The 12834-nt window shown below is 65.8% G+C and carries 9 protein-coding genes; 6 read left to right on the top strand and 3 right to left on the bottom strand.

Translation table 11 applies throughout. The features are described from left to right. Nucleotides 1-42: 42 nt before the first annotated feature. The 5 genes from GGI48_RS27280 (at nucleotide 43) to GGI48_RS27300 (ending at nucleotide 5982) form a co-directional block, all read left to right on the top strand. A complete protein-coding gene (locus GGI48_RS27280; RefSeq protein WP_179600965.1) occupies nucleotides 43-1050 on the top strand; it encodes an ATP-binding protein in 1008 nt (335 codons plus the stop codon). A gap of 53 nt (nucleotides 1051-1103) precedes the next feature. Next, nucleotides 1104-1703 (top strand): VWA domain-containing protein, encoded by a 600-nt coding sequence (locus GGI48_RS27285; RefSeq protein WP_179602148.1) that lies wholly within the window; start codon nucleotides 1104-1106, stop codon nucleotides 1701-1703. Between the two features lie 194 nt (nucleotides 1704-1897). Continuing rightward, nucleotides 1898-3544 carry a phospholipase D-like domain-containing protein gene (locus GGI48_RS27290; protein ID WP_179600967.1) on the top strand — a complete coding sequence of 549 codons (1647 nt, stop codon included), beginning with the start codon at nucleotides 1898-1900 and terminating at the stop codon, nucleotides 3542-3544. Between the two features lie 120 nt (nucleotides 3545-3664). Continuing rightward, complete coding sequence (locus GGI48_RS27295) at nucleotides 3665-5239, top strand: tyrosinase family protein (RefSeq protein WP_179600969.1); 1575 nt, start codon at nucleotides 3665-3667, stop codon at nucleotides 5237-5239. A 5-nt stretch (nucleotides 5240-5244) separates the two neighbouring features. After that, on the top strand, nucleotides 5245-5982 hold the full coding sequence (locus tag GGI48_RS27300) for a DUF2182 domain-containing protein (RefSeq protein ID WP_179600971.1): 738 nt from the start codon (nucleotides 5245-5247) through the stop codon (nucleotides 5980-5982). Between the two features lie 73 nt (nucleotides 5983-6055). Here the strand turns inward: GGI48_RS27300 and GGI48_RS27305 are convergent, their stop codons facing one another. The 3 genes from GGI48_RS27305 to GGI48_RS27315 all read right to left on the bottom strand — a co-directional run bounded on the left by GGI48_RS27305 (nucleotide 6056) and on the right by GGI48_RS27315 (nucleotide 11628). Beyond that, nucleotides 6056-8068, bottom strand: a complete 2013-nt coding sequence (locus GGI48_RS27305) for a hypothetical protein (RefSeq protein ID WP_179600973.1) — start codon at nucleotides 8066-8068, stop codon at nucleotides 6056-6058. 85 nt (nucleotides 8069-8153) lie between these two features. Beyond that, nucleotides 8154-9884, bottom strand: coding sequence for a thiamine pyrophosphate-binding protein (locus GGI48_RS27310; protein WP_179600975.1), 1731 nt, complete (start codon nucleotides 9882-9884; stop codon nucleotides 8154-8156). After that, nucleotides 9871-11628, bottom strand: coding sequence for an FAD-dependent oxidoreductase (locus tag GGI48_RS27315; RefSeq protein ID WP_179600977.1), 1758 nt, complete (start codon nucleotides 11626-11628; stop codon nucleotides 9871-9873). Before GGI48_RS27315 ends, GGI48_RS27310 begins: the two co-directional genes overlap by 14 nt. Nucleotides 11629-11903: 275 nt before the next feature. Between GGI48_RS27315 and GGI48_RS27320 the strand changes: the two genes are divergently transcribed. After that, nucleotides 11904-12806 (top strand): LysR family transcriptional regulator, encoded by a 903-nt coding sequence (locus GGI48_RS27320; protein ID WP_047305020.1) that lies wholly within the window; start codon nucleotides 11904-11906, stop codon nucleotides 12804-12806. Nucleotides 12807-12834 lie beyond the last annotated feature (28 nt).

Below are 12834 nucleotides of genomic sequence, written 5' to 3' on the forward strand. Positions count from 1 at the left end.
TCCCCCCGGACACCCCCGACCCGACCCAAGCGAGACCCTGACATGAGCGACACCCCCCATTTCCCGCTGTCCGCCGTGGTCGGCGCCGAAGGCCTGAAACTGGCCCTGTGCCTGACCGCCATCGACCCGAAGATCGGCGGCGTGCTGATCGAAGGCCCACGAGGCATGGCCAAGTCGACCCTGGCCCGGGGCCTGGCCGACCTGTTGGCCAGCGGGCAGTTCGTCACCTTGCCCCTGGGCGCCAGCGAAGAACGCCTGGTGGGCACCCTGGACCTGGATGCCGCCCTGGGTGAAGGCCGTGCGCAGTTTTCCCCGGGGGTGCTGGCCAAGGCCGACGGCGGCGTGCTCTACGTCGATGAAGTCAACCTGCTGCCCGATCACCTGGTGGACCTGCTGCTGGACGTGGCCGCCAGCGGCACCAACCTGATCGAGCGCGACGGCATTTCCCATCGCCATTCGGCGAAGTTCGTGCTGATTGGCACCATGAACCCGGAAGAGGGCGAACTGCGTCCGCAACTGCTGGACCGCTTCGGCCTCAACGTCGCCCTCAGCGGCCAGCCCGCCCCCGAACAGCGCGGGCAGATCATTCGCCGCCGGCTGGATTTCGACAGCGATCCCCAGGGGTTCTGCGCCCAGTGGGCCGAACCCCAGGCGGCGTTGCGCGAGCGCTGCCAGCGGGCGCGGGCCGCCCTGGCCGACATCCCGCTGGACGACCAGGCCCTGGCGCTGATCACCGAGCGCTGCTTTGCCGCCGCCGTGGACGGCCTGCGCGCCGACCTGGTCTGGCTGCGCGCGGCCCGCGCCCATGCCGCCTGGCGCGGCGCCCCGGCGATTGCCGAGGAGGATATCGACGCCGTGGCCGAGTTCGCCTTGCGCCACCGGCGGCGGGAGACGCCGCCCAGCGCGCCGTCATCAGGCTCAAGCCCCCAGGCACCGGCGTCCGCCAACGCCAACCCCAGCGAAGGCCAGGGTCAATGGGGTGAAATGCCGGCCCGGGCCTTGCCCACCGGCGCCCGCCGTGAAGTGCCGAGCTGGCCAAAAAAGTCCTAGGCATCCGCCCCCGTACTGACCGGGGGGCGGATGTCAGGCCCCGGGCGGGGCACCTGGATCAAGGTCGGCACGGCGCCAGTCGCGCAGCCGGCAGCGGTTCGATCAACTGGCCCGGCACCTTGCTCAAGGGCCGGCCACGGTTGCGTGCGGACCTGCTGTTTCGCCTGCGCAGCCGTTCGCCCCATGAGCTGTGGCTGGTGATCGTCGACGCCTCGGCCTCGACCCGTCGCCACAGTGCCCTGAGCGACGCCAAGGGCCTGCTGGCGCAACTGTTCGACGACGCCTACCGCCAGCGCGCGCGCCTGGCCCTGCTCACCGCCAGCGGCCGCGCGCCGAACTGGCAAGTGCAGGGCCTGAAGGCCTCCAAGGACCTGTGGCACTGGCTCGACGGCCTCGGCGCCGGCGGCGGCACGCCCTTGCCGCAAGCCCTGAGCGAAGCGACCCAGTGGCTGGAGCAGCGCCAGCGCCGCCTGCCGGCGGAGCAGCAGCGTGTACTGCTGATCACCGATGGCCGGCTGAAAAGCCTGCCGCTGTTGCAGCCCCTGAACTGCCCGACCTTGCTGCTCGACATCGAACGCGGCCCGATCCGCCTGGGCCGGGCCCGGGAACTGGCGGCGCGGCTCAACGCCACCTACCAGCACCTCGACCTGTAATTCTGTATCTGTGCGTTGGTGCATCTGTGTAGCCGCTGCCGAGCCCGCGAGGCTGCGATCGCCGACGCAGTCGGCGCAATGCTCCCCCCGTCCTTTACAAAAAACAACGCAGCGCCCGTCCCGGCGAGCCCTTCGGGCCCGTTCGCAGCCTGCGGCAGCGGCTACACTGCCTGCGCCAACACAGGAGTGACTTCATGCGGGTACTGGTGCGTAACGATAAGGACGATTTTCGGGTCAAGGCCTACGCCGGGACCAACGGGGTGCTGCTGGCCATGGACCTGGACGCTTCGCGGCGCCAGGGCCTGCTGGGGTTCGCCATCGAGAAGCAGACTGGCAGCAAGCCCTGGCTGTTTCTGTTCAACAGCCTGACCTTTCCCGGCAAGGCCCACACCTTTCCCCAATACAACGCCACCCCCAGCGATCAGGCACCGCTGCAGAAATTCCGTTGGGCCGACTACGCGGTCAACCCCGGCACCACCCTCAACTACCGGGTGCACCTGGTGTATGGCAGCCCGGAGGCGCCGCAACTGGGCGAAGCCCTGGAGTTGAGCATCAGCGCCGACAACGGCCAGCCTCCGGGGCAGCGGGTGATCTTCAACCGTGCAGTGGCCGCCAGCCAGGCGTTCTCGCGCAAGTTTCCCGAGCTCGATGCGCTGCTCAGCGCCAACAAGAATCTGGCCATCGAGGACTGGCCGGACGCGCCCCGGCAGTGGCTGGAAAACGGCCTGTTGGAGGAATTGCTGGGCTTTATCCAGCGCGCCACCGACGCCAGCTGGAGCCTGGACATCGCCATCTACGAGTACCAGTTGCAGGCGATCATCGAGGCCGTCAACGCCGCCTTCGACCGTGGCGTGCAGGTGCGGGTGCTGTACCACGCCGCCCCCGGCGATGCCGACACCACGCTGAACCAGGCCAGCCTGCAACACCTGCCGCAGGACTGTAAACGCGGGCGGGTGACCCACGCCATCTTCCACGACAAGTTCATCGTCCTCAGCCGCCTCGACGCCACGGGCCAGCGCCAGCCGCAATCGGTGCTCTGCGGCAGCACCAACTTCACCGCCAACGGCGTCTACCGCCAGGCCAATGTGCTGCACAGCCTCGACCGCGCCGACCTGGCCGCGCGCTACCTGGAGGTGTTCGAACAGGTCTGGGCGACCCCGGCGGACGTGGGCGCCACCCGTCAATGGCTGACCCAGAACAATCCCATGCAGCCGCAGGCGCCGCTGTTCGCCGGGTTTTCCCCGCGCAGCGGTCAGGGCGATCTCAGCGAATTCGTCGACATCATCAACGGCGCCCGCCGCGACCTGCTGTTCGTCACCGCCTTCGCCTTGCCCGACAGCATTCTCGATGCCTTGCTCGGCCAGCCCCACGACGATGTGCTGCGCTACGGCCTGCAGAACACCGCCAGCCGCATCACTGGTTTCCACGCCGACCGCAGCGCCGAGTTCGCCGCCACCGCGCTGCTCAACAACGGCCTGGAAGGCTGGCTCAAGGAAGGGCTCAAGGGCCAGAAGGGCAACCTGCTGGTGCACACCAAGGCCATCGTCACCGACTTCACCAGCGAGGCGCCGGTGATCATCAGCGGCAGCCACAACCTCAGCGTCGGCGCCAGCCAGAGCAACGACGAGAACTTCCTGATCATCCGGGGCGACACCGACCTGGCGGACCGCTACGGCCTGGAGCTGCTGCGCTTCTACGAGCACTACCGGTTCCGCTACTTCGCCAAGCAGCTGGCCCTCAAGCAGGTCCAGCCGCTGGCGGTGGACGACAGTTGGAGCAACCCCTACTACCTGGAAGGGGATCTGCGCCAGCTGTCGCGGCTGCGTTTTTCCGGGCGTTGAAAAGCCTGCCGTCGGTCTGCTTTTATGAAGGCAAAACAGGCAGATTGATATCACCTGATCTAGCGTTGCCGGCGGAGCGAGCACTCCCTCCGCAACGGAGCCATTTCAGGGAGATAAATCATGGTTTATGTACGGCGTGATGTATGGAAATTGAGTGGCGATTGGGACCCGACCCTGTTGTGGTATGCCAGAGCGGTGGGGGTCCTGCGTCAGCGCTCGATCACTGATCGCACCAGTTGGCGATTCCTCGCGGCGATTCACGGCTTCTCCAAGTCGTGGTGGACGATGGACGGCTATCTCAAGGTCGGTGAGGGGCTACCGAAGGAATCGGAGCAGTTGCTGTACTGGAACCAATGCCAGCACTCCAACTGGTTCTTTCTGCCCTGGCATCGCGGTTACCTGGCGTCCTTCGAACAGATTGTCCGCGACGCGGTCGTCCAACTGGGCGGTCCCAAGGATTGGGCCTTGCCTTATTGGAATTACAACGAGGGGCAGCAGTCCCTGAATTTGCCTCCCTGCTTTGCTGCCAAGACCCTTCCCAATAACGAGGGGCCCAATCCACTGTATGTGGAAAACCGTTTTGGCATTTCGGGTGATGGCAACGTGGTGCTCAACGCTGACCTGATAGGCCTCGGCTGTCTGGATGACCCGAAGTTCGAGGGCGGTAGAGAAGGCACTCCACCCGGCTTTGGCGGCACCGCGAAATCCCTGCTTAGAAGCGGTGTCACGGGCGGCCTGGAGTCGTGCCCGCACAACGTCGTGCATACCGAAGTCGGTGGCCTCGATCAGGTGCGAATAGCCCCCGATGGCAGTCGGCAGACTGTTCGCGGCCTGATGAGCTACCCCAATACGGCGGCGCTGGACCCGATCTTCTGGCTACACCATGCCAATATCGACCGCTTGTGGCAGGTCTGGCTGGACAGCCCCGAGGAGCACAGCAACCCCGACAAGTCCCACTGGTATAACGGCCCCGACAAATTGAGCCGGCCTTTTATCGTGCCTCAGGTCGATGGTGAACCATGGCAGTTCAAGGTGGCGGAGGTACTCGATACCCTGGCGCCCAGGCTCAACTATCGATACGACACCACGGCTCCCGCCAAGAGCCGCGGCAACCGCCTGCACCAGCGCTTGCAGCGCCTGGGGCTGGCAGCCGATCAATTGCAGAACTTTAGCCACAGCGGAGCATTGATGGCCAAGGAGCCGGAAACAGAGGTGATAGGGGCCAACCGGGCGCCGCTGGAAATAGTCGGGCACTCGGTGCAGACCTCGGTGCAACTGGACAAGCAGGGCACGCAACAGGTGTTCAACAGCCTGAAGTCGAACCTGCTCGCAGTCAGCCTTACGCCGCCGGACCGGGTGTTCCTCAACCTGGAAAACATTCGCGGCAACAGCGATGCAGTGTTGTTGGAGGTCTATGTCAACCTGCCGGCCGATGCCGATCCGGCCCAGCATCCAGAGCTGCGGGCCGGGGTCTTGTCGTTGTTCGGGGTAAGCGATGCCAGTCGTACCGACCACGAGCATGGCGGGCACGGCATCACCGAGGTGTTCGAGATCACCGATATCATCGATGCCTTGCACCTGGGTGGCATCACTTCGGCGGATCAACTGAATATCCGCCTGGTCTCCAGAGCGGCAGTGCTGGCCGAGGACCAGATCACGGTGGCGCGGGTCAGCCTCACCCGGTTGGGCGGTTGAGGGGCGTGCTACGCGGGCTGCGACCACTGGGGCAAAACCCGCGGCCCTGGTTGCTGCTGACCAGCCTGGTGGGGTGGGGGTGGTTGCTGGGATCGACGGCGATGCTGTCGATTCCGGCGTTTTGCGGCAGCCTGCCGTTGGCTGGTTATGCCCTTGGCTGGCAGGGCATCGAGCAGGCATTGCTGTTCAATCCACCGCAGCAGTTGTTGCAGGGCTGGTGGCTGATGCTGCTTGCCATGTTGCCGCTGCTGTTGGTGCAACCCTTGCTTTACGTCTGGCACCGTAGCTTGCGGCGCAAGCGTTGGCAGGGTGTTGCCCTGTTCGTGCTGGGCTTCGGCGCGATCTGGAGCCTGGCGGGGGTGATGCTGATGGCGCTGGTGGTGGCGGTCCGGGTGTGGTTTGGCCTGAGTGTGTGGCAGGGGTTTTTCGCCGTGTTGCTGCTGTGTCTGGTCTGGCAGGCCTCGCCGTTCAAGCAACATTGCTTGAACCAGTGCCACCGGCAGCCGCGGATCTGTGCCTTTGGCCTGGGGTATTTGAGGGACTGCCTGGGTTTTGGCCTGTCCGCCGGGGGGTGGTGCGTAGGCTCTTGCTGGCCGCTGATGCTGTTGCCGGTGCTGCTGGAGCAGGGGCATGTGGCGCTGATGTTGCTGGGCATGCTGTGGATGCTCTATGAACGCCTGTTGCGGCCTCGGGTCGTGCGCTGGTACTGGCCCTGGCCGCGGCATCCACGGGGACTGTCCTAGTCGTTGTCTGAGGTGACCAGGGACTGGGTCGTCCGTGATTGCGACCCAGACCCTGGCTGCTTTTGCCTGAGGCCTAAAGCTTCGGCACCGGGCTTACCGTGGCGTTGCGCCAGGCGGTCTGCAACTGCTCGTTGAGCAACGCCGGCACCTGCTTGTCGGGCTGGTTTTCCAGGCTCAGCTTGAGGCCGTTGAGGGAGCGGCCGCTGAGGCGATTGCCCGCCAGGTCTTCGCGGAACACCTGTTCCGCCTCGGCGTAGCGTTTCTGCGCCAGCAAGGCATAACCCAGGGACTCGCGCAGGGTGTAGTACCAGTCCGGCGGCTCGTTGTAGGCCAGGGCGTCCTGCACTTGCACCGCCTTGCGCCAGGCGGCGATCTGTTGCTGCCCGGCATCGCCCGTCAGGGCTTGCAGGTCGGCGTTGAGGCCCCCCTGATCGTTGTTGAACACCTGGTTGCCCAGGCTCTTGAGGGCGGCCAGGTCCAGTGGGCCGGCGGCGCTGGCCTGGGCGCGGTTGAACAGGGTCAGGTTGGCGATGCGCAGCAATTGCAGCGCCGGGTTGTTGCCGTATTGCAGGGCGCCCTGGCCGGTCAGGGGCTGGGGCGAGCTGGCGACGGCCTGCCAGAACCCCTTGAGGGCGTCGCGGGCCGCGTCCCGGGTCAGGTCCTGGGCCCCCAGTTGGCGGTAGGCCAGGGCATAGGCCTTCATCAGTTGGCTGTAGGGCCTGCTCAGCTCCTGCCAATCCGGGTTTGCCGCCTTGCACGTCTGGTTGACGTTCGCCAGGCCGGCGTCGATCTTCGGCTCGATCCGCGCCAGGGCGTCCCAGGCCTCGAAGCGCACGGCGAAGTAGTAGGGCACGGCGTAGAAATAGTCGGTCTTGGTCTTCAACTCGTCGCGGTATTGCTGGCAGAGGAAGGGCACGGCCGAGTACTGGGTAGTGTTTTCCACCAGTTGCTCGGCCATGTTCAAGGATTCGTTCTGCCGCCCTTCGATGGACAGGGTCCAGGTCAGGAAGTGGATGTTGTGCCCCAGGTAGTGCAGGGCATAGGGACTTTGCGGCTGTACCTGGTGGGCGTAGGCGCGGTCCACCGAGACCGCGGTGTAGTTGGCCACGCTGGCCAGGTTGTTGTTACCGGTGCGCTGGTAGATGTGCGACGCCATGTGCACCAGATGGCCGATGGCCGGGTTCTGCTGGCGAAAGCGCTCGGCCATGGGCAGGCCGCTGTCGGGGAACGGCGACTCCTCGATGGCATGGATGTAGAAGTGATTGGCCCCGGTGTGCTGCTGGTCCTGCACCAGTACCCGATTGAGTACTTGCAGGGCCTCGTAGGCGGCGTCGGTCGGCTTGACCTCATTGGATACGGCCTCGGTGCCGTTCCACCATTTCCACGGGTCGCGGCTGAGCAGGGCGTCGGCGTACAGGGTCGCGGCGTCGAGGTCGTCGAAGTAGTTCTCCGACAGGGCCTTCATGGCGGCGGCGTAGCGCTTGTTGCCTTCATCGTTGAGGCTGACCTGGCCGTCCTTTTCGCTGTAGAGGCTCAGCAGCGCCTTGGCGTAGTCCACCTCGCGCTGCAGCTGCCGCTGACTGAAGGCGGCTTGTGCGGCGCTGTCCTTGAGCCGGGCGCTGGCGTGCTCCAGGGCGATCTGCGCCGAGCGGTAGGCCAGTTGGTTGCAACCGGTGGTGGCGACGCTGTTGATGTTCGAGTTGGCCGACAGCGCGATGCCCCAATACGGCATCGCCGAGCCCTCGTCGAAACGGCTGGCCTGGTAGAAGGCGCGGATCGCCGCGGAGAAGTTGAAGCCGTATTGCAGGGCCATGCCCTGGCTGTAGAAGGCCTGGACCTGTTCCGGCTGCTTGAGGCTGACCAGGGGGTAACGGGTGCCGCCCAGGCCCGAGAGCAATTGGTCGGCTTCGGTGTCCTGGGGGCTGACGCATTTGTGCAGCACTTGCAGGTAGGGCGTGTCCGGCGGCACCGGGGTGAAGCCGCCGCCGTGCTCATCGGCGCCGTGGTTCATGGTGTGGGCCAGGGCGCCGGTGCTGGCCAGCAGCAGGCCGGCGGCCAGGGTCGAACGCAGGAAGGGGACGTCCATGCTGTGTTGCTCCTTTGAGGACGGGCTCGGCAGGAGCCGGCAAGCCGGCTCCTGCCGCGGAAGGTGCAATGGCAACCGCCGGGGTTCAGTCGTTGTCGTGGCTGTGGCGGGCGACGAACAGCTCGCCGTCCGGCTTGGCCAGGCGCCTGATCTGTGGCGCCAGGTCCTGCTGGGGAATCACCACCTGGATCAGGGCCGGGCGATCCTTGAGCTTGAGCAACTGCGGCAGCAACTGTTCCAGCCCGGAGCGGGTCGAGACCTTGAAACCCTCGGCGCCAAAGCCCTTGGCCAGGGCCGGGTAATCCCAGCTGGGCAAGATGTCGAACGGGGCGAACTGGCCGCCCGGCTCGAAGGCGCTGATGTCGACGAAGGCCTGTTCGATGGCATACACCTCGTTGCTCATGACGAACACCAGGGCGTTGACCCGGTTGCGCGCCAGGGTCGACAGCGACTGGCAGATCATCATGAAGCCGCCGTCGCCGGCCACCACGATGGGGCGTCGACCGCTGGCCAGGTAGACCCCCAGGGCACAACCGGTCTCGTGGCCCAGGGAGCCCCAGATGGCATCGGCGACAAAGCTGTCCCGGGGCAGGCCGTTGATGTTGCTGGCGGCATACAGCGCCGAGCTTTCGCCGAGGATCAGGCTGCTGTCGGCCCACAGGTTCTGTTGCCGGGCAAAGCCATCGAGAATCTCCAGGAACAGTTCATAGCCCAGGGCATCGTCGGCCAGGCCCTGTTGCAACAGGGGCGGGCGCACCGGTTCAGGGACGTGGTTGCGCAATGGGTAGTCGCTGTCCAGGCCCATGGCCCCCAGCAGCCTTTGCAGGTACTGCGGCAGCGGCACGTGGGGGTAGTACTGCAGGCCGGTGCGGGCCAGCTGGCTGTTGACCAGGATGATCCGGCTGAAATCCTCGTGCAGCAGTTGCAGGTAGTCGTCGGTGAAGATCACCCCCAGGGCCAGGATGCAGTCCACATCCTGCATGTACGCCTGGGTCCAGGGCCGCGAGGCGGGGCCGGCGTAGGTGCCGATGAACTGTGGGTGACTTTCGTCGACCACGGTCTTGGCTTCCAGGGTGGTGGTGAAGGGCAGGCCGCTGGCCTCGATCAGGCGCATCGCCTGCTCCTGCAGGCCATAACGGGCGATTTCGATGCCCAGCATGATCAGCGGCGAACGAGCGCCGTCCAGGCGCAGCAGGCTGGCCTCGATGGCGGCGTTCATCGACAGCGTGTCGCAACGCGCTGGCAGCGCTCGCAGTTCACCCTGCGGTGGTGGGCAGGGCTCGCCCCAGACGTTCTGCCAGGCCTCCAGGTAGATCGGCCGACGCTCGCTGATGGCCTTGACCAGCGCCTCGTCGATCAGCGCCGGGGCACGCAGGCTGTCGTCGAGGATCAGGCTGGCCACGGTCACCGGCTCGAAGACCTTGCGGCCCACCTCCAGATCACCGGTGGAATGGTGGAACAGCACATCCTGGGACCAGATCAGTTCGCGGTTCTGCGCCGTGGGGCTGGCGCTGATCAGCACCACCGGGTTGCGTTCGACGTAGGCGCCGGCGATGGCGTTCAGGCCACTGAAGGTGCCGACGCTGTATTGCAGCGAGACCGCGCCGATCCCGGCGTAGCGGGCATAACCGTCGGCCGCGTAGGCCGCGGCCATTTCATTGATTTCGCCCACCGCGTCGATGCCGTCGAAGTCGTCCAGGGCCGACATGAAATGCGAGACGTAGTCCCCCGGTACCTGAAACACCTTGCGCAGGCCCAGTTGCTGCAGGCGGGTCAGCAGGTAGTCGGCGACGCTGAAGTTGTCAGTGCTGGCCATGCTCGATCCCCTCGTAGGCAAAGGTGGTGACCGCGTTCAGGGTCTTGCCGCAGTCCTGGCAGGGCAGCGGCTCGCTGCCGGGCAGGGCGCAGCCATCCGGGGTCGGCACCGGCAGCAGGTCGTAGCTCTTGGGCAGCCAGCTGGGGCGTTTCAGGCCAAAGAAGTCCTGCAGGGTCGACTCGGCCACGGTCAGCGCGCCCTCGACCCAGCCCTGGCCCATGGAATAGGCCTCGCCGACGATATGGATCTGCTGGTCCGGCACCGGGTGGCGCATGCGGCAGAGGATCTGGTCGATGCGGTAGTTGGCCTTCCATTCGTGCCAGCCGCCGCCGTAAGGGTCGGCGTCCCAGGCGTGGTAGACCGCCGAATAGGGCCGTGGCAACTCCACCTGATCGTGGACCTGGGTGACTTGCATCTGCGCCACCCGGACCATTTCATCGCTGACCTGGAACTCGCTGCGCGGCACCACCTCGGTGGCTTGCAACTGCCCGGCGAGGCTGGACGGCACATGGCCGACAAAGGGCGCGCCGTCTTCCAGGCCCTTCCAGAACGGCACGGTGCCGATGTCGTTGTAGGAGGCCATGAGCAACGAGTTGAGGGTCGGCTCGCCGTCCGGTTGCTCGCATTCGGTGCCCATGTAGTAGACCTGGCGCACCGGCAGGTCGGTGACCGAGCGCCCGGCCACCAGCCCGAGGCTGCGCCACCAGGGCTGTTCGTAGGCCAGAAACAGCTTGAACGCGGATTGCATCAGCACCGAACCGAGGTTTTCCTTGAGCCAGGGATCGTCGAACAGCGGCGCGTCGATCAGCTCCAGGGCCCGGCGCGGCATGGCCAGAATGATCTTCTTGGCCTTCACCACCTGGCTGCCCTCGGCGTCGCGGGTACTGCCATCCTCGGTGACGGTGCTCTGGAAATGCAGGCGATAGGGGAAGTCGCGGTCCTTGGCGTAGCTGATTTTCACCAGGCGCTGGTTCATCTGCACCCGCTGCTTGGCGGGCAGCAGCCCCGGCAGCTTGGCGAACTTGGCGGCGAGGGTCAGGGGCAGGCTCTGGAAGCCCTTGGTCAGGGTCAGGAAGGTGGTGTCGTCGCTGTATTCGGTGGCCGGCAACTGAGTCACGGCGCTGGCGTTGGCCACGTTGGCGTCGTAGCCGCCGGCGTCCTTCATGAACTGGTAGCCCTCGTTGCTCATGACCCGGTACAGCAAATCCCAGAAGCCGTATTTCCAGATCTCCTTGCCGAACACCTTGACCTGCATCTGCTGGCACAGGCTGAGCTGGTCGAAGCCCGGGTACACGTAGTTCATTACCTTGACCTGCAGGTCCTCGGGGCCGAAGCCGCGCTCGGACCAGGCCAGGTCATAGGGGATCTTGTGCGGCGCTTCCTTGAAGTCGCGATAGCGAAAGCGTTTGCCGCGCAGGTAGAACAGGTTGTTCAGCGAGCCCACCGGTGGTGGCGCGCCCATGGGGAAGGCCTTGCTCGGCAGGCGCAACTGCTTGACCAGGTTGTCCACCAGCACATGGCCCGTGGGGCCGGGGATGTAGCGCATGCCGCCGACTTCCGCGACCACGTTGGGCAGGCCCGGCAGGTTGATGCTGAACAGCCGGCCGCCGATGCGGTCGCTGTATTCGAACAGGCCGATCCGTTGCTGTTCACCTTGTTCATGTTGCAGGCGCCAGGCGCTGTAGGTGCCTGAAGCCCCCCCGCCGACAACCGCTACATCGAGTTCGAGTTCTTGAGCTTGCATGCGGAAATTCCCTTTCGGTTGAAGGCGGACACCGGCGTCCTGCCGCGACCTAGTATTGTCGAGTTTTGGCGGAATTCCAGTTTGCCATCATTGGCGTTTTGGTCCCGTGTGGGCGGGGGTTTTGCATGGATTGTCGGACAATATGTCGGGCTCCTCGAGGCATGTCTGGGAGGCACTGCGGGCGCTCTGCGCAGGTGCCCGGCAACGGCGCCACAAGGTTGGACAGGGGCGACCCGAGTGGGTAGTTTCCATGCACCGCGCACAAGGAACCTGGCATGGCCCCGGACCTGACTTCCATCGAGCTGTTTCTCAAGGCCCTGACCCTGGGCAACCTGTCCCGCGCGGCGGAGCAGTCGCACCTGTCGCTGTCGGCCGCCAGCCGGCGCCTGTCGCTCTTGGAGCAGCACTTCAAGGTGACGTTGCTGATCCGTACTTCCACCGGGGTGCAGCCCACGGCGGCGGGGCTGGCCCTGGCCGAACACGCGCGAAGCCTGCTGCGGGCGGTGGATGTGATGCACGCCGACCTGGCCGACTTCGCCAAGGGCGCCACCGGCCGGGTCAGCCTGTATGCCAACAGCTCGGCCATGAGCCAGGAGCTGCCCCGGCAACTGACCCAGTGGAGCGACCTGCATCCGGGGATTCGCGTGGACATCCGCGAAGAGCGCAGCCGCGAGATCATCCTCGCGGTGCGTGACGGTGTGGCCGATGTGGGCATCGTCACCACCCGGCCGCGGGGCCAGGACCTGCACTACATCCCTTATTGCCGCGACCGCCTGTGCCTGATCGTGCCCCAGGAGCACCCGTTCAAGATGAGCCATGCGCGCTTCCAGGACTTGCTCGGCTACGACTTCGTCGGCCTGGAAGACAACGCCGCCATCACCCCGCTGATCACCGAGGCCGCGGCCGCGGTGAGCATGCCCTTGCGCCTGCGGGTGCAGGTGCGCAGCTTCGAGGCGGTGTGCCGGCTGATCGCCGCCGGGCAGGGCGTGGGGGTGCTGCCCCAGGGCGCGGTGCAGATCTTTCGCAAGGAGATGGCCTTGCGTTTTATCGAAATCGACGACCCCTGGGCCGACCGCCAGATGTTCCTCTGCAGGCGCCGCGAGCAACCGTCCCTGGCCAGTCGCGAGCTGTTCGACTACCTGGCCGGCTGCGGGCAGGCCGGGGCGCAGGCTGGCTAGTCGCTGCTCTAGGCAGGCCCCCTCTGAC

The sequence above is a fragment of the Pseudomonas protegens genome, assembly GCF_013407925.2.
Lineage (GTDB): Bacteria > Pseudomonadota > Gammaproteobacteria > Pseudomonadales > Pseudomonadaceae > Aquipseudomonas > Aquipseudomonas fluorescens_AP.

What these genes read in the sequence shown, in the direction of transcription:
- GGI48_RS27280 (WP_179600965.1), top strand. Translation starts at nt 43, where the DNA reads ATGAGCGACACCCCCCATTTCCCGCTGTCCGCCGTGGTCGGCGCCGAA.
- GGI48_RS27290 (WP_179600967.1), top strand. Translation starts at nt 1,898, where the DNA reads ATGCGGGTACTGGTGCGTAACGATAAGGACGATTTTCGGGTCAAGGCC.
- GGI48_RS27295 (WP_179600969.1), top strand. Translation starts at nt 3,665, where the DNA reads ATGGTTTATGTACGGCGTGATGTATGGAAATTGAGTGGCGATTGGGAC.
- GGI48_RS27305 (WP_179600973.1), bottom strand. Translation starts at nt 8,068, where the DNA reads ATGGACGTCCCCTTCCTGCGTTCGACCCTGGCCGCCGGCCTGCTGCTG.
- GGI48_RS27310 (WP_179600975.1), bottom strand. Translation starts at nt 9,884, where the DNA reads ATGGCCAGCACTGACAACTTCAGCGTCGCCGACTACCTGCTGACCCGC.
- GGI48_RS27315 (WP_179600977.1), bottom strand. Translation starts at nt 11,628, where the DNA reads ATGCAAGCTCAAGAACTCGAACTCGATGTAGCGGTTGTCGGCGGGGGG.
- GGI48_RS27320 (WP_047305020.1), top strand. Translation starts at nt 11,904, where the DNA reads ATGGCCCCGGACCTGACTTCCATCGAGCTGTTTCTCAAGGCCCTGACC.